Origin of the sequence: Halobacillus sp. SY10 (assembly GCF_045401165.1) — a bacterium.
In the GTDB taxonomy this organism is placed as follows: Bacteria; Bacillota; Bacilli; order Bacillales; family Halobacillaceae; genus Halobacillus; species Halobacillus aidingensis.
Window position 1 is genome coordinate 1,253,650 of record NZ_CP174345.1, and the last position, 26,503, is coordinate 1,280,152.

Annotated in this window: 29 protein-coding genes; 16 read left to right on the plus strand and 13 right to left on the minus strand. The window is 44.5% G+C overall.

Translation table 11 applies throughout. The features are described 5' to 3' along the window. Positions 1–166: 166 nt before the first annotated feature. The 6 genes from ACJA3J_RS06400 to ACJA3J_RS06425 all read right to left on the minus strand — a co-directional run bounded on the left by ACJA3J_RS06400 (position 167) and on the right by ACJA3J_RS06425 (position 2,099). Complete coding sequence (locus ACJA3J_RS06400; protein ID WP_089654239.1) at positions 167–385, minus strand: spore germination protein; 219 nt, start codon at positions 383–385, stop codon at positions 167–169. Between the two features lie 63 nt (positions 386–448). After that, positions 449–841 carry a spore germination protein GerPE gene (locus ACJA3J_RS06405; RefSeq protein WP_244157263.1) on the minus strand — a complete coding sequence of 131 codons (393 nt, stop codon included), beginning with the start codon at positions 839–841 and terminating at the stop codon, positions 449–451. Next, positions 810–1,037 (minus strand): spore gernimation protein GerPD, encoded by a 228-nt coding sequence (locus ACJA3J_RS06410; RefSeq protein WP_115893819.1) that lies wholly within the window; start codon positions 1,035–1,037, stop codon positions 810–812. Before ACJA3J_RS06410 ends, ACJA3J_RS06405 begins: the two co-directional genes overlap by 32 nt. Beyond that, positions 1,034–1,594: a spore germination protein GerPC gene (gene gerPC / locus ACJA3J_RS06415; protein ID WP_115893818.1), complete on the minus strand. Its 561-nt coding sequence runs from the start codon at positions 1,592–1,594 to the stop codon at positions 1,034–1,036. Before gerPC ends, ACJA3J_RS06410 begins: the two co-directional genes overlap by 4 nt. Positions 1,595–1,638: 44 nt before the next feature. Further along, positions 1,639–1,866 (minus strand): spore germination protein GerPB, encoded by a 228-nt coding sequence (locus ACJA3J_RS06420; protein WP_089654243.1) that lies wholly within the window; start codon positions 1,864–1,866, stop codon positions 1,639–1,641. Positions 1,867–1,877: 11 nt separating this feature from the next. Continuing rightward, complete coding sequence (locus ACJA3J_RS06425) at positions 1,878–2,099, minus strand: spore germination protein (protein ID WP_089654244.1); 222 nt, start codon at positions 2,097–2,099, stop codon at positions 1,878–1,880. Between the two features lie 87 nt (positions 2,100–2,186). Between ACJA3J_RS06425 and ACJA3J_RS06430 the strand changes: the two genes are divergently transcribed. Genes ACJA3J_RS06430 through ACJA3J_RS06440 form a run of 3 tightly spaced genes read left to right on the plus strand, consistent with a single transcriptional unit; the run spans position 2,187 to position 5,095 of the window. Beyond that, entirely contained in the window at positions 2,187–3,377 is a 1,191-nt protein-coding gene (locus ACJA3J_RS06430) for a DUF418 domain-containing protein (protein WP_406945817.1), read from the plus strand. An 18-nt stretch (positions 3,378–3,395) separates the two neighbouring features. Further along, positions 3,396–4,595 carry a DUF2157 domain-containing protein gene (locus ACJA3J_RS06435; RefSeq protein ID WP_089654246.1) on the plus strand — a complete coding sequence of 400 codons (1,200 nt, stop codon included), beginning with the start codon at positions 3,396–3,398 and terminating at the stop codon, positions 4,593–4,595. Beyond that, positions 4,592–5,095 carry a GDYXXLXY domain-containing protein gene (locus tag ACJA3J_RS06440; protein ID WP_406945818.1) on the plus strand — a complete coding sequence of 168 codons (504 nt, stop codon included), beginning with the start codon at positions 4,592–4,594 and terminating at the stop codon, positions 5,093–5,095. The genes ACJA3J_RS06435 and ACJA3J_RS06440 overlap by 4 nt, the downstream gene beginning before the upstream one ends. 41 nt (positions 5,096–5,136) lie before the next feature. Here ACJA3J_RS06440 and ACJA3J_RS06445 read toward each other — a convergent pair whose 3' ends face one another. Then, positions 5,137–6,333 (minus strand): ornithine--oxo-acid transaminase, encoded by a 1,197-nt coding sequence (locus ACJA3J_RS06445; RefSeq protein ID WP_089654248.1) that lies wholly within the window; start codon positions 6,331–6,333, stop codon positions 5,137–5,139. 161 nt (positions 6,334–6,494) lie between these two features. Here ACJA3J_RS06445 and ACJA3J_RS06450 point away from each other — a divergent pair, with 161 nt between their 5' ends. From ACJA3J_RS06450 to ACJA3J_RS06485, 8 genes are all read left to right on the plus strand, one after another. Beyond that, on the plus strand, positions 6,495–6,854 hold the full coding sequence (locus ACJA3J_RS06450; RefSeq protein WP_115893816.1) for a YisL family protein: 360 nt from the start codon (positions 6,495–6,497) through the stop codon (positions 6,852–6,854). Between the two features lie 826 nt (positions 6,855–7,680). After that, entirely contained in the window at positions 7,681–9,522 is a 1,842-nt protein-coding gene (gene asnB, locus ACJA3J_RS06455) for an asparagine synthase (glutamine-hydrolyzing) (protein ID WP_406945819.1), read from the plus strand. A 641-nt stretch (positions 9,523–10,163) separates the two neighbouring features. Continuing rightward, positions 10,164–12,101 carry an N-acetylglucosamine-specific PTS transporter subunit IIBC gene (nagE, locus tag ACJA3J_RS06460; RefSeq protein ID WP_089654252.1) on the plus strand — a complete coding sequence of 646 codons (1,938 nt, stop codon included), beginning with the start codon at positions 10,164–10,166 and terminating at the stop codon, positions 12,099–12,101. Continuing rightward, complete coding sequence (gene nagA / locus ACJA3J_RS06465) at positions 12,094–13,278, plus strand: N-acetylglucosamine-6-phosphate deacetylase (RefSeq protein WP_089654253.1); 1,185 nt, start codon at positions 12,094–12,096, stop codon at positions 13,276–13,278. The genes nagE and nagA overlap by 8 nt, the downstream gene beginning before the upstream one ends. Beyond that, a complete protein-coding gene (nagB, locus tag ACJA3J_RS06470) occupies positions 13,275–14,012 on the plus strand; it encodes a glucosamine-6-phosphate deaminase (protein ID WP_089654254.1) in 738 nt (245 codons plus the stop codon). Before nagA ends, nagB begins: the two co-directional genes overlap by 4 nt. 5 nt (positions 14,013–14,017) lie before the next feature. After that, on the plus strand, positions 14,018–14,740 hold the full coding sequence (locus ACJA3J_RS06475; protein ID WP_089654273.1) for a GntR family transcriptional regulator: 723 nt from the start codon (positions 14,018–14,020) through the stop codon (positions 14,738–14,740). Positions 14,741–14,750: 10 nt separating this feature from the next. Then, the gene (locus ACJA3J_RS06480; protein ID WP_089654255.1) at positions 14,751–15,464 is read left to right on the plus strand and encodes a sugar isomerase domain-containing protein; all 714 of its coding nucleotides are present in this window, start codon (positions 14,751–14,753) and stop codon (positions 15,462–15,464) included. Between the two features lie 916 nt (positions 15,465–16,380). Beyond that, positions 16,381–17,793 (plus strand): alpha-amylase family glycosyl hydrolase, encoded by a 1,413-nt coding sequence (locus tag ACJA3J_RS06485; protein ID WP_167356109.1) that lies wholly within the window; start codon positions 16,381–16,383, stop codon positions 17,791–17,793. Between the two features lie 159 nt (positions 17,794–17,952). Here the strand turns inward: ACJA3J_RS06485 and ACJA3J_RS06490 are convergent, their stop codons facing one another. Together ACJA3J_RS06490 and ACJA3J_RS06495 are read right to left on the minus strand one after the other, a co-directional pair. Then, positions 17,953–18,870, minus strand: coding sequence for a DUF4349 domain-containing protein (locus tag ACJA3J_RS06490; RefSeq protein WP_089654257.1), 918 nt, complete (start codon positions 18,868–18,870; stop codon positions 17,953–17,955). A gap of 253 nt (positions 18,871–19,123) precedes the next feature. After that, positions 19,124–19,984 carry a DegV family protein gene (locus tag ACJA3J_RS06495; protein ID WP_089654258.1) on the minus strand — a complete coding sequence of 287 codons (861 nt, stop codon included), beginning with the start codon at positions 19,982–19,984 and terminating at the stop codon, positions 19,124–19,126. 181 nt (positions 19,985–20,165) lie between these two features. On the opposite strand from ACJA3J_RS06495, the gene ACJA3J_RS06500 reads away from it, so the two are divergent. Then, positions 20,166–21,011 (plus strand): YitT family protein, encoded by an 846-nt coding sequence (locus ACJA3J_RS06500; protein ID WP_089654259.1) that lies wholly within the window; start codon positions 20,166–20,168, stop codon positions 21,009–21,011. A gap of 66 nt (positions 21,012–21,077) precedes the next feature. Then, the gene (locus ACJA3J_RS06505; protein WP_089654260.1) at positions 21,078–21,992 is read left to right on the plus strand and encodes a BsuPI-related putative proteinase inhibitor; all 915 of its coding nucleotides are present in this window, start codon (positions 21,078–21,080) and stop codon (positions 21,990–21,992) included. A gap of 28 nt (positions 21,993–22,020) precedes the next feature. On the opposite strand, the gene ACJA3J_RS06510 is transcribed toward ACJA3J_RS06505, so the two are convergent. Continuing rightward, positions 22,021–22,284: a NifU N-terminal domain-containing protein gene (locus ACJA3J_RS06510; protein ID WP_089654261.1), complete on the minus strand. Its 264-nt coding sequence runs from the start codon at positions 22,282–22,284 to the stop codon at positions 22,021–22,023. A gap of 133 nt (positions 22,285–22,417) precedes the next feature. Here ACJA3J_RS06510 and ACJA3J_RS06515 point away from each other — a divergent pair, with 133 nt between their 5' ends. Next, positions 22,418–23,245, plus strand: coding sequence for a DUF2785 domain-containing protein (locus tag ACJA3J_RS06515; protein ID WP_089654262.1), 828 nt, complete (start codon positions 22,418–22,420; stop codon positions 23,243–23,245). A 17-nt stretch (positions 23,246–23,262) separates the two neighbouring features. Next, complete coding sequence (locus tag ACJA3J_RS06520) at positions 23,263–23,688, plus strand: hypothetical protein (RefSeq protein ID WP_089654263.1); 426 nt, start codon at positions 23,263–23,265, stop codon at positions 23,686–23,688. Positions 23,689–23,720: 32 nt separating this feature from the next. Here ACJA3J_RS06520 and ACJA3J_RS06525 read toward each other — a convergent pair whose 3' ends face one another. After that, positions 23,721–24,266 (minus strand): DUF6944 family repetitive protein, encoded by a 546-nt coding sequence (locus ACJA3J_RS06525; protein WP_089654264.1) that lies wholly within the window; start codon positions 24,264–24,266, stop codon positions 23,721–23,723. A 274-nt stretch (positions 24,267–24,540) separates the two neighbouring features. Here ACJA3J_RS06525 and ACJA3J_RS06530 point away from each other — a divergent pair, with 274 nt between their 5' ends. Beyond that, the gene (locus ACJA3J_RS06530; RefSeq protein ID WP_167356110.1) at positions 24,541–25,362 is read left to right on the plus strand and encodes an HAD family hydrolase; all 822 of its coding nucleotides are present in this window, start codon (positions 24,541–24,543) and stop codon (positions 25,360–25,362) included. A gap of 750 nt (positions 25,363–26,112) precedes the next feature. Here ACJA3J_RS06530 and ACJA3J_RS06535 read toward each other — a convergent pair. Beyond that, a complete protein-coding gene (locus ACJA3J_RS06535; protein WP_089654266.1) occupies positions 26,113–26,322 on the minus strand; it encodes a DUF3813 domain-containing protein in 210 nt (69 codons plus the stop codon). 2 nt (positions 26,323–26,324) lie between these two features. After that, positions 26,325–26,471, minus strand: coding sequence for a hypothetical protein (locus tag ACJA3J_RS06540; RefSeq protein ID WP_167356111.1), 147 nt, complete (start codon positions 26,469–26,471; stop codon positions 26,325–26,327). Between the last annotated feature and the right edge of the window lie 32 nt (positions 26,472–26,503).

Consider the following 26,503-nt stretch of genomic DNA (forward strand, 5'->3'; position numbering starts at 1 on the left):
AACGCCGTGGGATAGGGACTTAACGTGAGGGAAAGCGCCCTACCGCAGACCAAAGTGACTTAACGTGAGAGGAAAGTGTCCGAACGCCGAGGAAAAGTGACTTAACCCAAAACGGTCAATTAAAGAGCAAAAAAGCGCCCTGACGATCCAGTGCGCTTCAGTACCTCTAAGCATTCGCAGTAAGATTTTGATCTGCAACGTCAGGATCAAACGGGTTCGTAGAGCTGAGTCCATTGTTTGTAATAATCCAGTTTCCAGTGTTCAGTGCTCCTGATCCGGCATTCGTTTTAGAGGTAGCTTTCGGTGACAGGTAGAAGGAGTCTCCGAAGTTAACGACACCACCCCCTACACTGTTAATACTGATGGGTCCGACAATAGCCGGCATCGCAATCGCCTCCTTTTTGGTGCGATTTAAGCATTATATTTACAACGTATGCAAGTTGGGCATTTATTGTTCTTCATCTTGGAGGTCGCGGAAGTGCTTCGTATAGTTGAGGGCATCGACATGGTCCACCCCACCTACTTGAAAAGTCCCCGCTGTCGATACACCGAGGACTCGTACTTGGTCAATCTGGATGGGACGGTGGTGATAATGGAATGACTCCACTTGGACAGGAGGAAGGGGAGGTGAGCTTTTCATAGAGAAAATAGAGTAGTCGTCAAAGTCATAAACATCAGACTCTACGCCACCTTCTTTTTGTACCGCTAAGATTCTTGAGAAAGGGGCGGCGCGGTGAACGTCTCCAATTTCCATTACGGAGCCGATCGCCAAAGACTGGGTTTCAATTTCATCCACATAAACCATCCGTTTAATCATTTTTATTATTTTTTCTTCCGACATTTTGCTCAATGCTGATATTGCCTTCTTCTACAACCGGCCCCTGCGTCCTTACGATCAATGATTCTGGAGGCGTATCAAAAAAAGACTGTAAGCGAACGGTCTTGTTGTCACCAATTAAAAATAAAGAAGAACCTGAAACGCCTGTCACACGGATATTTCCGACATGCAGGCCGTAGTTGTGAACGATATGGTTCATGCCTCACCATCTCCTTCAAAAGTTTCAAAATACTGGGCAATGGAGTGTTGAATTTCCGTTTGAATTTGATGGAACAGGGTTTCTGGCGGCGCCTCTGGATTCTCATTTCGATAAAACTCAAGTCGTTGAGGCAGTTGTTTTCGGATATCTGCGATCATGCGCTCTTTATGTTTATCACTAACCTCAATGTCATGATCTCGGACGTATTGGTTCATCCACCCAGGAACATCGGATGTCATATACTCCTGTAGAAAATGTAAGGCCTGATCATCGGTTTGAGGAATTTGTTTATTTTGATTTTGATTGTTGTAAAGGTCACCGATATCGGACATCTCGGATCCGTTCGGAGTAAGACCAATCTGCAGGGTTCCTTCGAGCGTCTCGATTTTCAGTTGATCAAATTTGTATTCAATTTTCTCAATAACCGTCCTCGGTGGGTGTTCGACCGATTGAAGCTCCTCGATTTTCTTTTGCAATTGATTGATCATTTTCTGCTGTTGTTCCATTTGATTCATCATTTGCTGGATCCATGACTGCCAGGATTGATATTGGTTCAAGTCCGCTCACCCCCTATCCTATCTTTATGAAAAAAGGGGGACATCTATGTTATGGAAAGTGGAACAAGCGTGCCAGCGCCAGGTTCTGGTATGAGAATTTCTCCATCCTGTGGCTGGGCTTCCGGTGCAGGCTCGACGTACCCCCCTGAGTTATAGAGATCAGCTTTTGCCTGAATGACTCCTGAACTTCCGATTTGGACGACAGAGGAATTTGCAACCGTACCGATTCTTAAGAAATGGATGTAGATCGATTGATGAACGGTGAGATTCATAGAAAAACCTCCTACGCATTATTGGCAATCGGCTGATCAATAACTTCCGAATCGTTGATAAACGTATCCGCTCGATTCAGTCTGATCCGAATGCCGTCACCAGTATTAAAAGACCCGCCTCCAGCAAAGGTCTTTGCAGAAGCATAGGGAGCCATATTGTACACATCACCGATATTGAAGATGCTCGAAGACGAGAGAGAAATCACTTTAACGGCTCCGACTTTTGCTGGCATAACGAAAAACTCCTTTCTACAGTTTATGAAACTTCATTGTCTAAATGACGTAAGAAAAGTAAAATAACTATCATAGGGGGAATACATATGAAAAAGAAAGGTTCACCTCTCCGCGAATCAGAAAGGCTCGACTGGATCGATGCGGCCAGGGGGCTTGCGATTCTTGGAATCTTTATGGTCAATGTGCCCGCTTTCAATGCTCCATATTTTTTGTATGGAGGAGCAGCGGAGTTTTGGCCATCGTCTCTCAGTCATAACGTGCAAAATTTTATTGATATTTTTTTCCAAGCAAGTTTCTATACGCTGTTTTCCTTCATGTTTGGATTTGGCATACAAATGATGAAGGACCGTCTCGTTGAAAAGCAGATTTCATACCAGAGTGTGATTTTCAGGCGTCTCCTTGTACTTACTGGATTCGGTCTCATTCATGCGTTCCTTATCTGGCATGGCGATATTCTGCTTTCTTACGGCGTGATGGGTTGTGTGCTTTTGGCATTTTTCAATGTGAAAGATAAAACGCTGTTAAGTTGGGCGTTCGGGATGCTTGCTTTCCTTGTACTGCCGCTGACTTTTTCACTGTACATGGTCAGAGATCAGGTGCAGGGCATCGTGAACCGGCCGGCGATTCAGGAAGCCCTGGTGAACTATGGAAGCGGATCTCTCCTTGATATATGGCGTCAAAACTTAGCGGATTGGGTATATGCCAATCAATGGGGAAACCTTCCATTTCTCGCTTTGAGTTTAATTCCGATGTTTTTATTCGGCATGTATTTTTGCCGAAAGCAATGGCTTCATAAACCGAATCACCATTTGCGTTCGATTAAAAACGTATGGGTGCTGACAGGTCTATTGTTCCTCATTTTCAAAGCAGGTCCGCATCTATTCGGAAGCCCGGAATGGTTCCAGCTGGCCCAGGATAGTATCGGTGGTTCAGCGTCCGCTGTTTTTTATGTCTTATCTATTACTCTATTGTTCCAGACATCAATTGGTGCCCGTATCGTTTATCCTTTAACATGGGTCGGCCGGATGTCTTTGTCAAATTACATTTTGCAGTCCCTGATCAGCTTTATCCTTTTTTATTCCGTCGGTTTTGGACTATATGGTGATGTCCCACCGATTGGAAGCTTGCTCATCGTTATGGTTATCTTTACTGGTCAAGTTTTTGCGAGCAAGGCCTGGTTGAAGAAGTTCCGTTATGGCCCGTTGGAATGGTTATGGCGGACGTTGACATACGGGAAGAAACAGCCACTGAAAAGAAAAAGTGAGGCGGCTTCATAAGAGAAAGGGGCAGTTGTCTTGAATCGTGATCACCTCGTTAAAGAAAGCAAGAAATGGGTAGAAAATGCGATTATCAGTGAAGGTCAACGCGAGCAGTTGCTGGAACGCTATCCTAAAAAACAAAACAAACCCGTGCTGCTTACTTTTGCAGCTCTTTTCATAGGTCTTGCGTTTTTGACTTTCGTCGCATCAAACTGGTCGTATTTGACGGATCTTGGGAGAATGGTGATTCTTCTTGCTTCATTGACGGCCTTTTATTTGAGCGGAGATTGGGTGTACAGGAAAAAATCCAAACGTGTCGGCACCAGTCTCATCCTGATTGCCCTTCTGATCTTTGGTTCCAGTATTTTTCTAGTCGGTCAAATGTATCACTATACATCGTATAGTGCTTTTCCATTCTTCTTATGGTCGATCGTTGCTTTTGGTTTGTTTCTCATTTTTAAGGACGATTCATTTTTTTACGCGACACTTGTGATTATGACGGTCGGACAGCTGTACAGCGGACTTGTTTTTCAACACTTCCACATATGGCTTGCCCTTCTATTCATTCTGGGGTTGGGATGGTTCGTATTGAGTTCACGGAAAGTGACTCAATTAGCCGCATTTGGAGTGAGTTATACGCTTCACGCTGTCATTCTTGTCTTTAGTGAAGGAATGCCTTACTATTGGTTGATTGCGTTTTTCTTACTGCTTTATGTAGTGGAGGATTTCCTCCTTGAAAAAGGGAATGTGCGCGTATTTAAAACGCTTAGCATTTTGTCTGTTTTCACCATGTTGGTTTTGCAAGTCTTTTTCCTCGGAAACGAATACGTCGGTGAACTGACGGAGACCTCGCTTTATTTCTTCCTTGCCTGGGCCATTCTGTTCTTCTTCTCTGTGGTAAGGTCTGCCATGAGTTCGACCAACTACTACTGGATCGATTTGCTTTTGTTTGTACCCGTCTTCCGATTTGAATCCGGCGACATGCTTTCCCTCCTCATCTTGTTTCTTTATGCACTTCTGTGGTTGATCTCAGGTTACCAGCAGGAAGTGTCAAGGTGGGTCAACAAAGGGACGATCGCTTTTCTTCTGACTACGTTTATAGCTTATTTTCAGCTCGCCTGGGATTTCATGGATCGTTCATTGTTCTTCTTGATCGGCGGCGCTTTATTGTTTGCGCTCAGTTATTTCCTTGAGAAAAAACGGCGCACCATCCATAAAGGAGGGGAAGAGAAATGAAGCAGCGCTGGTGGTTTTATGGACTTGTCACTCTGCAACTCTTGTTTCTTCTTCTCATGTCCGCCTCTTACTATGCAATGGATAGCTGGGGACAGACGATTACACTGAAGACGACACCCGTCGACCCGCGTGATCCTTTTTACGGGGATTTTGTCAGGTTGGACTATGCGATTGAACAAATTCCTGAAGAGAAATGGATGATTGAAGAACCTTTGAATCGAGGAGAAAAAGTGTTTTTGCTGCTCGAAGAGAATGACGAGGAAATCTATGAGCTTGTAGAAGCCTCCACTCTGTGGCCTGAAACAGAGGGGAATCAAGTGGTTCTTTCTTCTAAATATCAATGGTCTGATCCTTCACTTCAGCAATATCAAGTGGATATTGGCCTCGGAAGGTATTATATTGAAGAAAACACAGGGACGTTTTGGGAACGGAGAGAAGAGCGGGAGGTGGACATTGTTCTTGCCCCCTGGAAACAAAAGAAAATCGCCTCTCTTAAATAACGAAGACGGCAGCCCACTGGGTCTGCCGTCTTTTATCATACTTAGCTTAAAACTGCTTTAATTTGACTGATGGCCCAGTCCAGGTCATCCTGCTCAATAACGAGAGGAGGAGCAAAACGAATCACATTTTCATGTGTTTCTTTACAGAGCAGTCCTTTTTCTTTTAATTCTTCACAATACTTGCGGGCTGGTTCTGTCATTTCCACACCGATAAAGAGACCTTTTCCGCGCACCTCTTTAATTTTCGGGTTGTTGATCGATTTGAGCTCCTGCATCATATAGTTTCCAAGTTCAAGCGACCGTTCTGCCAGTTTTTCTTCTTCAATCACTTCAAGGGAGGCCACTGAAACGGCGCAGGCAAGTGGGTTACCACCGAAAGTGGAACCATGGGAACCTGGATTGAAGACACCGAGCACTTCCCTGTTTGCAACCACACAGGAGATCGGGAAGACGCCGCCGCCTAGAGCTTTACCGAGAATGAGCATGTCTGGACTGACATTTTCCCAATCACAAGCAAACATCTTACCACTGCGCCCAAGTCCTGCCTGTATTTCATCAGCAATGAACAACACATTGTTTTCTTTACACACATCATAGGCTTCTTTAAGGAAGCCTTCCGGTGGCATAACAATGCCGGCTTCTCCCTGGATTGGCTCAAGCATAAACCCGGCCGTATTTTCTGTGATCGCTTCTTTCAGGGCATCAATATCTCCGTATGGGACGAGTTTAATGCCTGGAAGCATTGGTCCGAAGCCGCGTTTGTATTCTTTTTCAGAAGAAAGGGAAACAGCCGTCATTGTCCGGCCGTGAAAGTTTCCTGTACAAGCGATGATTTCCGCTTGGTCTTCTTCCACTTTTTTAACATCATAAGCCCAGCGTCGTGCCGCCTTAATGGCTGTTTCGACCGCCTCAGCCCCTGTGTTCATTGGAAGAGCCATCTCTTTATTCGTCAGCTTACAAATTTTCTCATACCAGGGACCAAGCTGGTCGTTATGAAAGGCGCGGGAAGTCAAGGTTACACGGTTCGCCTGATCGGTCAGCGCCTGGATGATTCTTGGGTGCCGATGCCCCTGATTGACGGCAGAGTAAGCGCTTAACATATCCATATAACGATTTCCCTCAGGATCCTCTACCCATACACCTTCCGCTTTAGCAATGACAATCGGAAGTGGATGATAGTTCTTTGCACCATATTCCTGGGTTTGATCAATAATGTTCTGACTACTAATTACAGACATGCAATCCCTCCATTTTCATTTCAGTCTTTCATCATTATAACAGGTTTGGTTCTTATTTTCTTATAATTTAGAAAATGAAGCCAACATCAAAATGATAGGAATATGCGCAACAGTCGTGGTATCATAACCGTAGATTCATATGAAAAGGAGGATAACAAAATATGGCGCACTTACATATTACTTCATGGGTCATCGCATTCGTACTTGTCGGTCTTGTAACCATGTTTACCCGTAAAGGCAGTGAAAAAGCGGCAAAGATCTCTCACATGATTCTTCGTCTTTTTTATTTGCTTATTCTTTATTCCGGTGGTTCACTTTTTGCAAGTTACGCCGAATACGGCCCGCTTGTGATCATTAAACTGCTCGTTGGTCTATGGGTCATCGCTTCCATGGAAATGGTATCCGTTAAATACAAGAAGAAGAAACCAACAGGCACCTGGTGGGCTCAGCTTGTCATCGCTGGGATCATCGCCATCGTCCTTGGGTTTGGTTTCTTACCAGCTGGAATTCTGCCAGCATAAAAATAAAGCTGCATGCGACGATCGCATGCAGCTTTTTAATATCGAAAAAAAGGGGGCTTTGTTTTTGTGTCTGATGTTCGTCCGTTATTTGGGGGGATAACGGTGATAACTATTATCAATTACAATGATAATCATTCTCATTTTATATGTCAACACTTTTCTCGTACTTTTTTCTCTATTTGAGAAAAGCTCCCGATTGTGGAAGACTCAGTTTCGAGATAACCGGGGTTCGTTTGCCGTATTTGGAGTCAGGGGTGGTTGGGAAGCCACTCGCTTTCCTGTGGGGGAGCGCCGAGCTTCCTCGGACTTCGTCCTGCGGGATCTCGCCTATCTCCTTTCTCCCACGGGAGTCTCGCAGCTTCCCAACCACCCCATTCATTGTATGTGAGAAACGTACCCCTTCAACAAGTTGGATTGTCTTCTACTATCCCAATGTTAGAAGCAAAAAGCGCTCTACATCAAGCTTTCATTCTCAAAATAAGTAGTTGCCAAGAAGTGGTTTCGAGAAAATGATATAGCCAAGGGGCGGAGGGGAATGGCGAGACTCCTGCGGGAAAAAAGGGCATGGTGAGACCCCACAGGACGCAGTCCGAGGAGGCTCACCGCGCTCCCGCGGAAAGCGAGTTATTCCCCGCAGCCCCATCCACTCAACAAAAGTCTCGAAACTGAGTCTTACACAATCCTGCCATTATCTTTAATAGTACAGGAGGGTCTCATAAGGGGAACGATGCCATCATATAGTGAGTCATGATGGTTTTTTTATGTAAAAATCCAGCGCTGGAGCGTGACTTGCGCATTTCGTACTGAAAAAGGATGGTGAGGCTAGATGTGTGGAATTGTCGGATGGATCGATGCAGCACATAAAACAGAGGAAAAGGCTTCGATATTGGATCGGATGGCAACCACGTTGCAGCACCGCGGGCCTGATGATTACCAGAAATGGATCGAGGGTCCGGCTGCGTTCGGTCACCAACGTTTGATTGTTGTAGACCCTGCCGGAGGTAAACAACCGATGATCCGCAAGGCCAGGGATGAAGAATACATTTTATGCTATAACGGAGAGCTTTACAATACAGATGATGTCAGAGGCCAACTGAAGGCAAAAGGATGGACGTTCCAATCCCATTCAGACACCGAAGTGGTCCTCGTCAGTTACATGGAATGGGGACCCGCATGTGTTGACTATATGAATGGCATCTTTGCGTTCAGTGTTTGGGAGAAAAAGCGAGAACGGCTTTTTCTAGCCCGTGACCGTTTGGGGGTCAAGCCGCTTTTTTACAGTGACAGAGGGGACGGGGTCATGTTTGCCTCTGAAATGAAAGCCTTATTAGCCCATCCTGAGGTTTCATCTGCAGTAGACAGTAATGGTCTCCATGAACTCTTATCTTTGGGGCCGTCGAGAACTCCAGGGGAGGGAATTTTTCAGGAAATCAATGAAATTCGCCCTGGTCATCGAGCTGTCTTTGAAAATGGGAAATTAAAGATCGACAGGTATTGGAACGTAGAGAGTGCTCCACATGAAGATTCATTTGATGAGACGGTTGCGCGCGTACGCGAATTATTTATGGATGCTTCGCAGCGTCAGCTCGTTTCTGACGTGAAACTTGGAACATTTTTATCTGGAGGTGTCGATTCTAGTGCCATCACGGCCGTGGCCGCTGAAAAATATAAACAAGATCAATTAGGCGCACTGCAGACGTTTTCCATCGACTATAAAGACCAAGAGAAATTTTTCAAAAAGAATGCATTTCAACCAGATCGGGATGAGGCGTTCATCAATCTTGTCAGTGCCCAAAATCAAACAAAACACTCCGTTATGGAAGCGAGGACGGAGGACCTTGTTTCGCGTTTGAAGCGGGCGGTGGAACTCCGGGATCTGCCCGGAATGGCGGACGTGGATTCATCTTTATTGTGGTTTTGTGAGGAAATTAAAAACCATGTGACTGTTGCCCTTTCCGGGGAATGTGCAGATGAAATCTTTGGAGGGTACCCTTGGTTTTACCGGAAAGAAGATAAAGAGAGAAAAGGGTTTCCTTGGATTCGCTCTCTCAATGAGAGGGTTAGCCTTGTCCGTCAAGACTTAAAAAGGGATATTGATATTGAATGGTATATGTTGAAACGATATCAGGAAACCGTTGCAGAAACACCGCTGCTTGCAGGTGAGGATGAAGATAGTAAGAAGCACAGACAAATGTCTTACTTGAATATGAACTGGTTTATGCAGACCTTGCTGGAGCGGAAAGACCGGATGAGTATGGGGGCGAGTCTTGAGGTACGTGTACCATTCAGCGATCATCGTCTTGTTGAATATGTATGGAATGTGCCATGGAGCATGAAGTTTCATAATGATCAGGAGAAAGGTCTCCTGCGTCAGGCGTTGCGAGGGATTTTGCCGGATAAAGTACTCTTCCGGAAAAAGAACCCGTATCCGAAAACCTTCCACCCTGACTATACAAAAGCTGTTTGTATGTGGATGGAAGAGACGCTTGCGGATCCGAATGCGCCTCTGTTTGATATTTTTGATCGTGATCAAGTGCGGAAGCTAAATGATTCGGAAGGGAAGTCGATTGATACGCCTTGGTTCGGTCAGCTTATGACAGGGCCGCAGCTCATTGCTCATCTTTGCCAGATTGACCACTGGCTCAGAACCTACAAAGTCACCTTCTAACCAAACCGCCCTCACTCAGGGCGGTTTTTCCATTCTCCCAAATCCCACATAAGCTCCCGAGTGTGGAAGGCTCAGTTTGGAGACTTTTGTTGAGTGAATGGGGCTGCGGAGAATAGCTCGCTTTCCGCGGGAGCGCGGTGAGCCTCCTCGGACTGCGTCCTGTGGGGTCTCACCATGCACTTTTTTCCCGCAGGAGTCTCGCCATTCCCCTCCGCCCCTTAACCATTTTAGTGTCTCGAAAATACTCCCAAAATAAGCAACTTTCGAGCGTAATAGAAGTTGGTGAATTCACTCTTAAGACAGGAGCACTTGTATTCTGAAGCTTTCTATAGAGCCCTTTTCAACTAGAAATCTGTAGTTTTGGAAGATGCTCCTACTGTGTATGTGGGTCCGCTTCCCAACCACCCCTGACGCGCAACTCAGCAACGAACCCCAAAACATCACGAAATCGAGTCTTTCACAATCCTTCCATTTTCTTTAAGAGGGTTAAATTATGGAAAGGTGTAGAAAATGAAGAGATGGATCATACCCTTGAAATCTAATAGAATATTCAAACATTATTAACTGGTATAGACAACTATAAACCATGGTGATAAGATGACTTCAGTAAAACGTTTTCAATTTGAAGGAGGCTATCGACGATGCTAAGTTTTTTACAACGAATAGGTAAATCATTAATGTTTCCGATCGCTACATTGCCGGCTGCGGCTTTGCTTGTCCGTTTAGGGATGGAAGATATGTTGGATATTCCTTTTATTACGGCAGCCGGTAACGGAATTCTCGGAAATTTGGCTCTTATATTTGCCATCGGTATTGCGATGGGGTTTGCGAAAGATGGGAATGGAGCGGCTGCTCTAGCAGGTGCTATTGGTTATTTGGTCCTTGATGGTGGAATAGAGGCTATAAATAAGGATGTGGATATGGGGGTTTTTGCCGGTGTGATAGCTGGTGTCATCGCGGGAATGTTGTACAACAAGTACAATGATGTAAAGTTCCCGGACTTCCTTTCTTTCTTCGGAGGCAAACGCTTTGTTCCGATCATCACCTCAGCAGTTATGGTCGTGCTTTCCTTTGTTTTCGGATATGTATGGGTGTATCCACAAGCCGTTCTTGATTCTACGGCCAACTGGATTTTGAACGGGGGAGAACTTGGAGTAGGTGTCTATGGCGTGCTGAACCGTCTGCTTATTCCGGTAGGTTTACACCACGTAATGAATGCTTTGATCTGGTTTGATTTCGGTACATTCACGACAGAGGCTGGAGAGGTTGTGCGCGGGGAAATCAATCGTTTCCTAAATGGTGACCCTTCTGCAGGTTACTTCCTGGCTGGCTTTTTCCCTGTCATGATGTTCGGTCTGCCGGCTGCATGTCTAGCTATGTATGCGGCAGCAAAAAAAGAGAGAAAAGCAGCAGTCGGAGGAATGTTTTTGAGTATCGGTTTGACCTCTTTTATTACAGGGGTTACCGAGCCGATCGAATTTTCTTTCATGTTCCTTTCTCCACTTTTATATGTCGTTCACTCCTTACTAACCGGTGTGTCGATGATTCTTGCTTTTGTGTTTGATGTCAGACATGGTTTCGGTTTTTCGGCTGGATTGATTGACTATTTACTGAACTACAATATTGCACAAAATCCATTTACTTTGATTTTAATCGGATTGTTTATGGGAGCGATTTATTTCGTGATTTTCTATTTCCTTATTGTCAAACTGGATTTGAAAACACCAGGGAGAGAAGATGAGGAAATTGAAGAGGGGTCCACAGAAACAGAAAGCAGTGATTATGATGCGAAAGCTTACCACTATCTACATGCGTTAGGTGGACCTGAAAATATTGAAACATTGGATTATTGCACCACTCGTCTCCGTCTTGAAATGAGAGACCGAGAGAAAGTCGATGAAAAAGAGTTGAAGCGTCAAGGTGCCCGTGGAGTCATGAAACTAGGAAAAAGAAACCTTCAAGTGATTGTAGGTACTTCTGTTGAGTTTGTCGCTGATGCGATGAAAAAACAGATGGAACATGGTCATCACGTTCCTGAAGGTGTACAGGATGAAAAAGTCCCACCTGTAGAACAAGAAGCAGAAAAGGTTCCATCAAGGAAAGTAAAAGAAGAAGATTTTCAAATGCCGTTGAATGGAAACGTACTTCCTCTCTCTGAAGTCCCAGATGAAGTTTTTGCCCAAGGAATGATGGGGCCAGGCTTTGCCATTGATCCGTCTGAGGAAACATTCCATTCACCTGTGAACGGGAAAGTCCTTCAAGTTTTCCCTACGAAGCATGCCATCGGTCTTGAGCTTGAGAATGGATTGGAAATGCTGATTCACGTTGGTTTGGATACGGTCAAGCTTGATGGAGATGGGTTTGAAGCCCTAGTTGAGTCTGGACAGAAGGTGGAACAAGGAACGCCATTGCTGCGTGTGGACCTTGATTTTGTCAAAACGAATGCGCCTTCTGTAGTGACACCATTCATCTTCACGAATGCTGAAGGAGCAACGGTGGAACTTTTGAAAAATGGATATCTGGAAAAAGGACAAAAAGGGATAATGAGAGTAGAGGAAGGAGGCAAAGGAAATGAGTGATCTGGTGATTGCAAATGTAACCGTTGTGACGGAAAACGGGACGATCCCCTCTGGATCTGTAACAGTTAGCGATGGGAGAATAAAAGAAATTCATGAAGGCTTCGTGGTTAAGGATGGGGATTCTGTCATTGATGGGACAGGCAGAAACCTTACACTTCTTCCAGGCTTCATTGACGTACACATCCATGGGGCGAATGGTCATGACGTCATGGACGCTACGATGGAAGCTTTACAAGGGGTGGCGGCTCAGCTCCCTAAGGAAGGGACAACGAGTTTTTTGGCCACAACGATGACGCAATCAAGAGAGAGGATTTCTAAAGCAGTCATAAATGCAGGGACGTATATAGAAAAACAGCAAAGAGATGGGCAAGCAGAAGTTCTTGGAATACACCTTGAAGGTCCCTTTATTTCACCATCCAAAGCTGGGGCTCAGCCTGTGGAGCATATTACTGAACCATCTCTCGACCTTTTTGAACAATGGCAAAACGAAAGTCAACAACAGATCAAACTCGTAACCTTAGCTCCTGAATTGGAAGGAGCTCTTCCATTTATTGAAGAGGTTAGGAAAAAAGGAGTCATCTGTTCTTTGGGACATAGCGAAGCCACCTTGGCCGAAGCGAATGATGCGGTTGAAAAAGGGGCAAGCCATGTGACACATTTATATAATCAAATGAGTGGTCTGCACCACAGGGAACCGGGCTTGGTTGGTGCTGCTTTTACGAACCCGGAGCTTCTTGTTGAGATGATTGTCGATCACATCCACATCCATCCGGAAGCGGTCCGATTAGCCTATCAGATCCTTGGAAGTGACCGAACGATCCTAATTACAGATGCAATGAGGGCCAAATGCCTTCCTGCTGGCACCTATGATCTTGCCGGACAGGATGTGACGGTGAATCATGGAGAAGCCCGCCTCTCTGACGGTACACTTGCGGGCAGTATATTAACCTTAGAAGAGGCAGCTCGGAAAATGCGCACCTTTGCCGGTGTTGATCTCAATGAATTGGTTAAAATGACCTCTGCCAATGCAGCTCATGAGCTTGGGGTATATGACCGAAAAGGGAGTATTACGAAAGGGAAAGATGCAGACCTCGTCCTTTTGGATGAAGAGGGTTGCGTGATGACAACGATTTGCCGTGGAGTCATCAGTTATAATGGTAAGGGGGAAGCATCATGAACATCATCGTTGCAAAGGATTATAAGGAAATGAGTCAGGCGGCTTCCCAGATGATTGAAGAACAAATTACAAAGAAGCCTGATGCTGTGCTAGGCTTAGCTACAGGCGGAACACCTCTTGGTACCTACAAAGAATTAATTAGGAGTTATAAGGAGGGGCGTGCGGATTACCGTTTTTTATCTACGATCAATTTAGATGAATACGTTGGTCTGGACCCCGAGCACCATCAGAGCTACCGCTATTTTATGAATCAAAACTTCTTTCAGTTTATCAACATTGATAAAAAGAACACGTACATCCCTTATGGAAAAACAGAAGGGTTGGAACAAGAATGCAGACGTTATGAAGAAGTGATTGACACGGTCGGCCCCCCTGATTTACAGCTTCTCGGGATTGGAGAAAATGGCCACATCGGTTTTAATGAACCAGGCACTTCCTTTGATAGTGAGACCCATATTGTGCACTTGACACATTCAACAAGAGAAGCCAATGCCCGTTTCTTTGAATCTATGGAAGATGTACCGACGAAGGCGATTACGATGGGCATCCGTTCCATAATGAAAAGTAAAAAAATCATTCTGTTGGCTTCCGGTGAACGAAAAGCGGACGCCATTTGCCAACTGATTCATGGTGAGCCTGACGAACAGTTTCCTGCTTCTTCACTGAAAAACCATGATGACCTTACTTTAATTGTTGATGAGGATGCGTATAAGAAAGTCCAACGGAAAGGATGAATCCTTTGTTAAAGAAAAACGTTCCGTTACCACTGTATTATCAGATTGAAGAGTACTTGAAACAAAAAATAGAAGAAAAAGAGTTTGAGGTCGGTAAAATGATTCCGTCCGAGCGTGAGCTTTCCGAGCGTTTTGAAGTCAGTCGCATGACCGTAAGACAGGCAGTGACGAATTTAGTGAACGCAGGTGTCCTTTATCGTGAAAAGGGAAAAGGGACGTATGTCGCAGAAAAGAAAATCGAACAGCCGCTTAAAGGTTTGACAAGTTTTACGGAAGATATGAAGCGGAGAGGAATGACATCGAGCAGCCTACTGCTGGCCTTTGATGTCATTGAAGCACCAAGAGACGTCCGTAAAAAACTGGATTTAAGCGAGGAGGGAAAAGTGTACTGTATCCAGCGAATAAGGATCGCAGACGACAAACCAATGGCAATCGAAACTACTTTTATGCCTCAGGAATTGCTGCCGCATTTAACCGAAGATATTGTGCATGGGTCTATTTATCAATATGTAGAGCACGATTTAGGCATGGCCATTAGTCAAGCACGCCAGATTATCGAGGCACGTGCAGCAGATGAAGAAGAAGCTGAATACTTGAACATTTCTCCTCATTCGCCGGTACTTCATATCGAACGGAAAAGTTTTCTTGCTCAAAGTGTTCCGTTTGAGGTCGTTAAATCTACCTACCGTGCCGATCGGTATAAATTCATCACAGATATTGACCGATAAGGAGTCCGAGATGAGCTATTTAACAAAAGTTTCCCAGAAATTGTTGGAGATTGAATCTTCCCAGTTCCATAACTTCGTTAAAATTAGTAAAAACCTCTCCCGAATCATTCAAGCAGGAGGAATCATCCATACATTTGGTTGTGGCCATTCCAGTTTACTCGCTCAGGACGTTTTTTACCGGGCGGGAGGACTTGTACCTGTACATCCAATATGGATCGAAGAATTGATGCTACATCAAGGAGCAAGGCAGGCCAGTGAAAGTGAACGTAAACCTGGAGTGGTTCAGCAGTATTTGGAAAAGGAAGATTTGCAGAAAAAAGATGCGGTCCTGATTATTTCTACTTCTGGTCGAAATCCAGCCCCTATAGAAACAGCCATTTACTGTAGGGAATTAGGTTTGTACACCGTGGCGTTGACCTCACTCTGTTATTCACAAAGTCAACCTTCACGTCACAGCAGCAACCAGAGACTTGAGGATGTCGTAGATGATGTCATCGACATGGAAGTTCCTGTGGGGGATACGATCATGCAAAAGGGAGCTCGATCTTATTCACCCGTTTCTTCTGTAGTAGGAGCGGGAATTTTACACGAACTTATGACAAAAACGATTGAGAGAATCGAGGAAATCGGAGAAACGCCCCCTGTTTTCAAAAGTGGAAATGTCGACGGATCTGACCAACACAACCAAAACATGATGCAAGCCTACAAACGTATCTCTTTCTAAAAGAATTGTTGTTATTCAATAATATGGCAGGATTGTGGAAGACTCAGTTTCGAGACTTTTGTTGAGTGGGTAGGGCTGCGGGGAATGAGTCGCTTTCCGCGGGAGCGCGGTGAGCCTCCTCGAGCTTCGCTCTGTGGGGTCTCACCCTGCACTTTTTTCCTCTTATATATCCGGTTCCGGCGCCTAGCGGCTAGTGAGACTTCCCTCGCTTCTGTACGATAAGTCAACATCGAATCACTCCGTTCTTCGTGTTTCCTTTATCTCCGCCAGCTCAGTCCAGTCCATACGCCGCTGACCAAGGCGCCTCCACACTTAAGGTAGGAGTCTCGCCATTCCCCTCCGCCCCTTTACCATGTGTGGTCTCTCGAAACCACTTCTCATAATCTCTGCTTGTATGCTCAATCGAAGTAGATAAATTAAAGCTTCCCCCATTGATCATTCCGATGGTGAAAGCTTGATGTAAAGCGCTTTTCACCAAATTCTGATTGGGGAGTAAGACGTCCCATCATGATAGAGGGTTTCGTTTCTCACATACATCGAATGGGGTGGTTGGGAAGCTGCGAGACTCCCGTGGGAATAGATTGGCTGGCGAGACCCCGCAGAGCGAAGCACGAGGAGGCTTGCCGTCATCCCCACAGGAAAGCGAGTATCTTCCCAACCACCCCTGACTCCCAATTATGGCAAACGAAGCCCGGAAACATCTCGAAACTGAGTCTTCCACAATCGGGAGCTTATGTTTAGTTATTATATTTGGAATTTGAATCTGCTTCCTACAGACCTTTCGTGGGTCTGTTTTTTTAATGGAGAGAGGGAGACCTGTGTCAATTTCTTGGAGAATTGAGCAGGAGATTGACGGAGGAAGGTAGGAAGGGCTACTCTAGAATGAGGTATGACATCTGTAAGGGGGACACAGAAGATGAAAAGAACAATAATGCTGTTGGCATGCCTCCCGTTTTTGCTAGGGTTGCCTATGGTGGCAGAGTCTCAAGAAAGCGAAGAGAGGCAATGGCAGGATGAAAGCGTTTATTATATTGTTGTTGATCGATTTATGAACGGAGACATGAACAACAATGAGGGTGTAGATTTGGAAGATTCCGATGCTTATCATGGCGGTGATCTATCAGGGATTGTCGATCAGTTGGATTACATAAAAGAATTGGGTTTTACTACTATTCAACTTTCCCCGATCATGCAGAATGATGGAGATAGCTACCACGGTTTCCATGTTTCAGACTTCCGTAATGTTGAGGAACATTTCGGGACGATGGAAGAAGCGAGGCAAGTTGTGGAAGAAGCTCATGCCCGCGATATAAAAGTGATATTTGATCTTCCTATAGGATTTGTATCTGAAAACCATCCCTGGGCAGAGAATGATGCAAAGTCTGAGTGGTTGACAGGAGAAGAGGTATCCAGCGAGCATCCGTGGTTTAATCAATTGCTTCAAGTTGATGTGAATCAGGAAGGGGTAGGCACTTACTTCCAGGAAACCATGGATTTTTGGAAAGAAAAAACAGGGGTGGATGGTTTCAGAATCATTACGAATGGTTCGGATTTAAGTGAAACAACTTTACAGAATAATCCGTTAATCATGTACACCTCGTCTATTAAAGAGGATCACACGTTCAGAACTGTGACAAGGGAAGCTTTTAATCAAGCAGGAAACTCTTTAAACGATCTGTTAACAGAAGAGGATCTTACAAAGCCCCACCAGCTGGATTTTTACGATGTGTCCCGTTTTACACATGAAGCTGTTGTAGAAGGACAAAACCCCATCACAAGGTGGCAGCTGGCTTTAACGTATGTTTTTACGGCCCCGGGAGTCCCAGTCGTTTACTACGGAACGGAAACCCCATTAGATGATGGGGGAGATCCGCAAAACCTCCCAATGATGAATTTTAAGGCCGGGGATGAAAAGCAGAAAAAACGGATCGAAAAACTGACTTCGATGAGAGAACAGTTTCCAGCCCTCACCAGAGGGGATTATCGTGAACTGTACAACGAGGACGGGCTTGCCGTTTTCAAACGCACGTATGAGGATAATGAGATGATTATTGCAATCAATAATGCGGAAGAGACCCGAACAATGACCTTGGAAGGGCTGGAGGATGATCATCAGTTGAGAGGCTTGCTTCACGATGGCCTTGTCCGTCAGCAAAACGATGGCTCCTACCGCCTTGGTATGGAACGTGAAACAGCCGATGTCTTTATTGTAGAGCCCAATAGCGGCTACAACTGGTTGTTTATAGGATTTGTCGGTGGTGTACTCTCTTTGTTTGTCATAGCGGTCACGGCGATTAGTTTGAAGAATCGTAAGGAGAATAAAGGTTAACAAAAAACAGGCCCGGACCCGGGCCTGTTTTTCTGTTTGGTGGTCTTCTTACGGGTGAATGTCCTCTTTCTACTGTTTTATGTCCCCTAACTCTAGTTTAATGTCCTTTATCTCCCGTTCAACGTCCTCTGACCCAATCAGACACCATGGGGAATGCATTTATTCGTCATCAGATCTGTTCTTTTTTTTCTTGCGACGCCACATCCATAGGGCGATAACGATTAGCACCGGAACAAGGACTGGTGAGTAACCGACTGCTGCTACGAACAACCAGGAAGCGACATTTGCTATTCCATTGATGCTGTTGAAAAAGGCTTGTTTCGTTCGATCCCATGTGTTCAAATCTTGTTGATCGACCCCACCGACGAGGACCTTGGTTTCAGTAAAGGAAATGGTTATGGTGGAAAAGTCACTTTGATTTTCTAAATAGTTCATCTCGCCTTTAAGAGATTCAATGTCTGATTGTACGCGTTCAAGATCCTGGGATATTTTCACTAAGTCTTCCGTGGCGCTGGCTTCTTCCAAAAAACTTAGAAGTCTTGCTTCGATTTCTTCCTTTGCTTTCAACCTGGATTCAAGGTCCACGTAATTCTTGGTCACGTCTCTACTATTGATATTCCTGGATTTGATTTGGTCTGATATGGTCTCAAAGCCACTTAACAAACTTTGGAAATTCGATTGAGGGACACGGATTCGAATATGACCTTGCCTGTTTCCTCGTTCGGTCCTTTGAACATTGGTCTCCACCATATAAGCTTCATGTTCACTCATTTGTGATTGGAGATTTTGTTGGAACTTGTCAAAATCTTTGGTTTCAAGATCGATGTGTGCTTCGTAGATCATCATTCTTTCTTGCTGAGCTTGCGTCTGCTCCGTTTCGTTTTCTGTTGCTTCCGATAGTCCACTTTTCGATGCATCTTCTGTCTCTGTGTTCATCGAGTCATTAGCACTGTCAACATTACTTTCACTTGTGGATTCTTCACTTGTGATTTCTTCGCTGCTGTCTTCTCCGCTGCACGCGGCGAGCAGCATGATGAGGGTGAAAATAAGTAAGATCGTTATTCTTTTTCTGTACATAAAAAGACCCCCTAAATTAGACTTAGCAAGCCAGGAGGAGGATCGCTCTCCATAGAAAGAGCAATTCCAACCTCCCTGCGCCTTTAGTTATCCGGCTTCAGTGTCCAGACACTCGAGACATAAGTCATTCCACTCTGTGGCAAAAATCGCCACGACGTGGCCTGACTTATGCTTGTCGTGTCTACCAGGACACTTCCGCACTTAACTCATTAGTCGTAATTAAGGGAGTAGGGTTACATGTATTTGGGAATGTTTATTTATAAGTGTCATTCAAGAAAAATAGGGCAATGGTGCCTGGTCCGGCATGGGCTCCAATGGTTGCTCCCACATAATCAATGTGAATTTCTTTTGTCCCATAGGTTTCTTTGATCATTTCAGCGAGCTGTTTGGCTCTTTCCAGGTCGTCGCCGTGGCTGATGGCCATCCGTTGGTTTTGAAAGTCTGCTCCACGTTCATCCATGACTTCGAGCATACGTTTCAATACTTTTTTTGAACCGCGGATTTTTTCAAGAGGAATGAGTTTTCCTTCCTCCATATGCAATAGGGGTTTGATTTTCAGCAACCCGCCAACAAATGCGGCCGTTCGGCTTACACGGCCACCGCGCTGTAAGTACTCCAGGTCATCGACTGTGAAGATGTGTTCCATATGAGTGGAGTGGTATTGTCCAATTTCAAGCACTTCATTGTAAGAAGCGCCCTCCTTTGCCAATTCTGCAGCTCTAAGAACAATCAGTCCGTAGCCAAGGGAAGCGGCTTTTGTATCGATCACATCAAATTGGGCGTCCTCATATTCTTCTTTTACTTCTTGTTCAATCATCTTTGCCGTTTGGTATGTACCTGATAGTTCGGAAGAGAAAGCGAAATAAATGAAAGGCTGCCCTTTTTCAGCTAAAGTAGCGAACGTTTCTCGAAAAGCTTGAGGGGATACTTGCGCCGTTTTAGGTGCCTCCCCATTCCGCATCCGATCGTAGACTTCTTTTGGAGCGATGTCGATGCCGTCTTCATATTCTTCTTCGTTAATGATGACTTTTAAAGGAAGGGATTGGACAGAAAACTGCTCGAACATTTCTTGGTTCAAATCACTTGCAGAATCACACAATACTTGTACATGCATACGCGTCACCTTCTATTTTTTAGGATGTACTTTTAGTTTAGGCACAAACCGTGAGATAGTCAAAATATACTTTTTGCAAACCATCCGACAAAACTTTACATGATTCTACCAAAATTATCTTGATTTTACTCTACTACGGTGATAAAAATGAATAGATGAATTTAGGCAAGGAGGTTCGCTATTGTTCACAGTTGAAATAAAACGTATATTGATTGTTCTGTTCGGCGCCGTGTTGAATGCGGTATCACTGAATTTATTCTTGATTGAAGCCAATGTTTATGCGAGTGGGTTTACAGGGGTTGCCCAGTTGCTCACAAGTATTTTGAATGACTTTGCCGGTATACCGGTCAGTACAGGTATCCTACTATTCTTACTTAACATTCCGGTTGCCATTCTTGGTTGGCTGAAAGTAGGAAGAGGTTTTACGGTCTACAGTGCGATATCGGTCGCTTTTACCACGTTATTTCTAGAATTGATTCCTGTTCAACAGTTATCGGGAGATATTATCCTTAATGCTGTGTTTGGTGGAGTTATAGGCGGAATGGGTGTTGGGATTACCTTGAAGTGGGGTGCTTCCACCGGTGGTCTCGATATTGTAGCGATGGTTCTGTCCCGGATGAAAGACCGCCCGATCGGCATTTATTTTCTTATACTTAATAGTGCGATTATTGCAATTGCAGGGTTATTGTACGAGCCTGAGAATGCGCTCTACACTTTACTGACTTTATACGTGACTACAAGGGTCATTGATGCGGTCCATACACGTCACGAGAAACTGACGGCGATGATCATTACATCGAAAGCAGCCGATTTAGAAAAAGCCATACATGGTCACATGGTACGTGGAATTACCACATTGCCAGCGAGAGGAGCTTTTACGCAGCAGGATAAAAATATGCTTGTCATGGTTATAACAAGATATGAACTCTATGATTTGCAGCATATTATTCAGGAAGTGGATCCTCAAGCGTTCACGAACATTGTCCAAACGACTGGTATTTTCGGTTTCTTCAGAAAAGATGACTAATAGTGTAACCTTTTCCATAAACATACGACTCATATATTAAATAGAAAAAAATAGAGGAGTGGGGTCATGAAAAAGTTTTTGGCCATTCTGTTAGGAGCCATGGTGCTTTCGTTAGCAGCATGTGGAAATGAAACCGAAAATGAAGCGAGTGGAGAAGAAAAGGAGGATCAGATGACGGAAGAACCATCTGAACAAGAACCAGAAGTCGATATGGAAGGTCTTATTGAAAAAATAGCCATGGACGCAACAGTGGACACGACAGCAGACACGGCAACCTTCAACTTTTCTTTGGAAAATGCAGGGGAAGAGCCGGTCACGCTTGGATTTACCTCCAGTCAAAAGTATGAAGTGCAGGTCAAGAATGAAGCAGGAGAGAGTGTTTACACCTTCTCTGCTGATAAAATGTTCACCCAAGAATTGACGACAGAGGAATTGGCGAAAGGGGATGTCTTTGATGTGAAAGAAACGTGGACGGGAATCGAAAAACCTGGAAATTATGAAGCGACGATGACGTTTCTTGTGAATACAATCAATGACCAGCCATTGGAAGCGAATCCTTTCCAAGTGACTCAAAGCTTTACGATTGAGGAGAACACAGAGAAGGAAGAAGAGTCAGCAGAAGAAGATTCTGAAAAAGAAGCACCAACCTCTCAACATGATGGAGATGGCCAGGCTTTCCGTGATATAACCGTCACAGGAGAAAAAGGTTCCTATGTCGTTAAGGGAGAGGCACGTGTCTTTGAAGGAAACTTCATGTACAGTGTCGAAGACGGTCATAATGTGCAAGTAGAACCAACAGCCTTCCAGGTCGATGAAGGTGCCCCGACATGGTCGACATTCGAGCTTGAGATTGATATTCCTGAAGAAGATCTGCCGATGTTTGGGACACTGACCCTTACATTGTTTGAAGAAAGTGCAGAAGATGGAAGTCCGACGAATGTGAATTACATCCCATTAGAGAACTTCCAGCCGGAAGAATAAAAAAATCCGCCATCATGGCGGATTTTTTTTAATAGCCGTATTCTTCTAGTGTACTCATCACTTTAGGAGTCAACTCGTCCCAGTCAGCCTGAGGGAGCTTATTGACTGTGATGAAGTTTTGGAAGCCGAAAACGTTATCGACGCCGTCCAGTTCCATCAAATCATTCATGATTTTGTGCTCGCTGGTTTGACCAGGCATGACAGACACGCTGCCGTCCCCTTGGAATATCATAGACTCAGTCGTGAATTTGCGTGCATTAGGGTTTGGTGTTTCCTGTACTTGAATTGCCATAATAGTATCCTCCTCTGTTACGTCTCTTCTTATTTTATCAAAAAATAATAACCTTCAAAACTCTGAACCTCATGCATATATGATTGCCCTGCAACTGTGGTACAATGAGAACAATGTTTAGGAGGTGTGTGCAATGGAATCAAGATTGATCGAAGTGTTGCAGCCGATTAAAGATAATGATTACACGCTACCTGAAGGTCAGAACTTACAAGAGCTCACCACTATGATGCTACAAAAAATCGGATCTGTCCATCCTGTATTGCGAGATGATTTGATCCATAACATATTTACGAGGTTTATTGAACGTGGCCATTATTCAAATGAACAGTTAAAGAATATTCTGCAGTCTGTGTTGAATAAAAACTATTTATTCTACAGAATTGGAACTTCGAAGAAAGAAGAGGATGCTGTGTTTAAACGCAGTTTTTCTGTATTGCTGATCCCGCCCATCATGGAAAAGCACAGACATTCCCCATTTTTGAAGGAAGAAGAAGTCCACCGTGTTTGGGATCACTTGAAAAAATATATGCAGCAAGAAAAAGACCACCGCGGGTATGTGAAAGATAAAGGATGGGCTCATGCGATGGCCCATGCGGCTGATGCGATCTACAGTGTCGCTGCATGTGAAGAAATTACAAAAGAAGAAATCCTGGAGATGCTGCCTGTAATCAGAGAGCAGTTTATGATTGATCATCCTTATCTCTTTGATGAAGAGGAGCGGATGGTGACAGCGGTTATGAAAATGTTCGGTAAAATCAGTCATGCAGAGCGGGTCGAATGGCTGGAAACATTGCTCTATATTCGTGACAGCTGGCAGAACCCGAATGAGGATATCATCATCAATAACAGCAAGCACTTTATGAGGGCTCTTTACTTCCGTATGCTCGAAGGGGATTATCGAGAGCTCAGGCAGGTTTTAGAGATGCTATTAAGGGAACTTAGGAAACAGGAAGCTTACTAAAACCTTGGAGGATGCTTATGTTTCGATGGGGAATCTTTATAGGGACAACATCAGGAATTGTTCTTGGGTTGTATATGTGGTTTGTAGAGAAAATAACAGGGAAGAAAGTGTACACATTGCTTATGAATGTGGACTTTATCCCTGTTATCGGTGACATCGATTGGCCTGTTTTGATGGAGTGGCTTTTCCACATGATCATTTCCTGGATCATCGGTATCCTATATAGTTATGCCTTTATGCGTAAGTTGAAGGAAACCAATCGGAACCGGTGGGGCCTTGCCATTCTCCTCACTGCCTTTGCTGCCACCACCTATGTACCGTTGACGATTCTCGCCATTAAAGAAACCCCTGCTTTAACAGATGGGACAGCGATTTTATTCTGGCTGATCGGGCATGTCCTATATGCATTCACATTAAAAAAATCGTATTACAGATTCGAGTAGAAGGTCGGGAATGCTCCCGGCCTTTATGTATTTTATGCTCTCCTCCATTCCTGGTTAGTGATGGTAAGGGCTACAATAATGGCCCCGATCGCTTGAATCCAGCTTCCGAGGGCAGAAAAATGGCTGGCCTCCATTCCTTCCAATTCACGTCGTGCTGCAATAGCCTGGATAGAGTTCCCAACGACTTCTAATAATTCTCCGTTTAATTTGTAAGCATACTCCAAAGTAGGATCCGCTTCGTATGTTTCAGAGAATCCAATAAGCCCGCCTAAGGCTTGTAACAGATTTCCTTTTATCACAAGGTTCAGATCGTCTCTTCTTTCTAAGTCCGCTAGAATACTGTAAATGATCGTAGAGTTTCCTGCTGCCTGAATGATATTCCCTGACGCAGAGAGGATGGATCCTGAATCACTGGCAACGACTCCATTTCCAGTTGCCTGCAATGTATTCCCGATGAGATTAAGACCCTCATCATCGTCACCTGTATTAGCATTGATCGAAGCATTTATGGCTGAAGCCACGGTCCCCGCCGCAACGATCCAAGAACCGATTAGGGTGTGGTTGTTCTTACTGCTCATGTTCATTCCTCCTCTCTTTATAGTACTCCGGAATGGTTTAAGGGTGATAAGGAGAAGATGAGGATGGAAAAGAAACCCCCTGTGACACTCGATTGTCTAATCAAATAAACAGAGAAAAGGATTGATATGGGGGTGGGTTTCTGACGGTGTCATTCCAAAAGGTTATTCATCCTTAAGGAGCATGAAATGATTAAAATATATCCATGTCATTATCATTTTCTGAAGCTTTTTCTCCAACAAAGATATTTGAAAAGTTTCGTGGGAGGTTAAAATCTTGATTGAAAAAGCGGAGTGTTTAATTTTTGACCTTGATGGAACGTTGTATGAGGATGTCGAACATTTCCAATACTATGCGGACCTTTTAAAAGAACGGGTGAGTCAAAATGATCAAGTGAATTTTGATGAAGATTATCAGGCCATATTAAATGGGGAGCATTTACTTACGATCGGTAAAGTGTATGACATGGAGCAAGATACGATTGTGTCCGTAGACCCATTCACGAATAAAGTGGAAAAAGTGACCTCATGGTATGGAGACTTGTGGGATAGAGAAGCGGTAGGAAAGGCGTATGCACATCCACTTCAATACGATTTTGAGCGGCTTATAGCTATCGGAGATGGATGGTGGTTACCTTTCGCGGTAGCCATGCACTATGGGGTTGGAATTGAAGAAGCCCGTGAATGTTATGTGAAAACGAAAGATTTCATGACGACTGAAGAGTTTCTCATGTCTAAAACAAAAGGGCTGAAAGCAGCGCTTGAAAGGTGGAAAGAGGAAAAGCTGCTCGTTCTCTTAACGAACAGTGAGGATTATGATGTAGAGAATATATTAAACAGAATCGACCTCTCCGGGTTATTTCATGATCATATTCTTTCAGCATTCAAACCGCAAAAGACTGAGGAGCACTTCCAGGCCATATTGGATCGGTACAATTTGAACCCTGAAGAAGTCGTCTCCATAGGAGATAATTTTCTTAATGAGATCGCACCTGCGTTAAATATGGGGATGAAAGCTGTTTTTGTTCAGCCGACGGATGTGGAGTTTGACTATCCCAACCTCCAAGTAGTGAAAAGTTTAGAAGAAATTTGTCCATAAACACATCGAAGCGCCCGATTGTGCACTCAATCGGGCGCTTCGATGTATTTAGAAAATCATTAGGGGGTACTCATTATATACCCGAATAGACAAGTTTATAACTTCCTCAACCACACTCAAATAAAAACACTTATTATTACTCATAGTTCTTCAACAATATGGCAGGATTGTTGAAGACTTGATTTCGAGGCTTTTGTTGAGTGGATTGGGGCTTCGGGGAATAACTCGCTTTCCGCGGGAGCGCGGTGAGCCTCCTCAGGCTAACGCCTTGTGGGGTCTCACCAAGCACTCTCTTCCCGCAGGAGTCTCGCCATTCCCCTTCGCCCCTTTGCCATATGAGGTTCTCGAAATCATTTCTTGAAAAATCAGCTTGAATGACTGAGGGAAGTGTTAATATAGACCTTTCCACAGAACGTAAAAGCTTGATACAGAGCGCTTTATACTTCTAACAGTGGGATAGTAGCAGACAATTCAACTTGGTATAGGGGATCGTTTCTCACCTATATCGAAAGGGGTGGTTGGGAAGCTGCGAGACTCCCGTGGGAGAAGGAGATAGGCGAGATCCCGCAGGACGTAGTCCGAGGAAGCTCGGCGCTCCCCCACAGGAAAGCGAGTAGCTTCCCAACCACCCCCTGACGCTCAACAATAGCAACGAACCCCAGAAACATCACGAAATAAAGTCTTCCACAATCGGGAGTTTTAATTGAAAAAAGATCAGGCCGTTTTAAACGACCTGATCCTCTACGATGGTTATCGTAAGTTGTTGTGATGAGCTTCCACTTCTTGTTCAAACTGCTGTAGCTGTTGTTTCTCTTCTTGAGAACATTGGCTATAGGCAGACTGAATCGCTTGTTTCGCGGCTTCCATATCATGTTGGCTAGTCGCGTCGTGTTTGCCCCCACGTTTTTGGGTGAAACGGTTGACCGCATCGCGAGCGTTTTCAAAAAGGTTTTTCTCCATGGTTAAAACCCTCCTACCGTATGCTGATCAGATTCGATTTCTTTACGATTCGCTTCTGAAAGCCTTCTCGGCTCCATCTCGCTTTCGTCGAATTTTCGAACTTCTGTCCAGCGATCCTGTTTACGATTGGTTTTCTTTTGCTGCTCCATGACAAGACCCTCCTGTCATAAAAAAGCCTGAA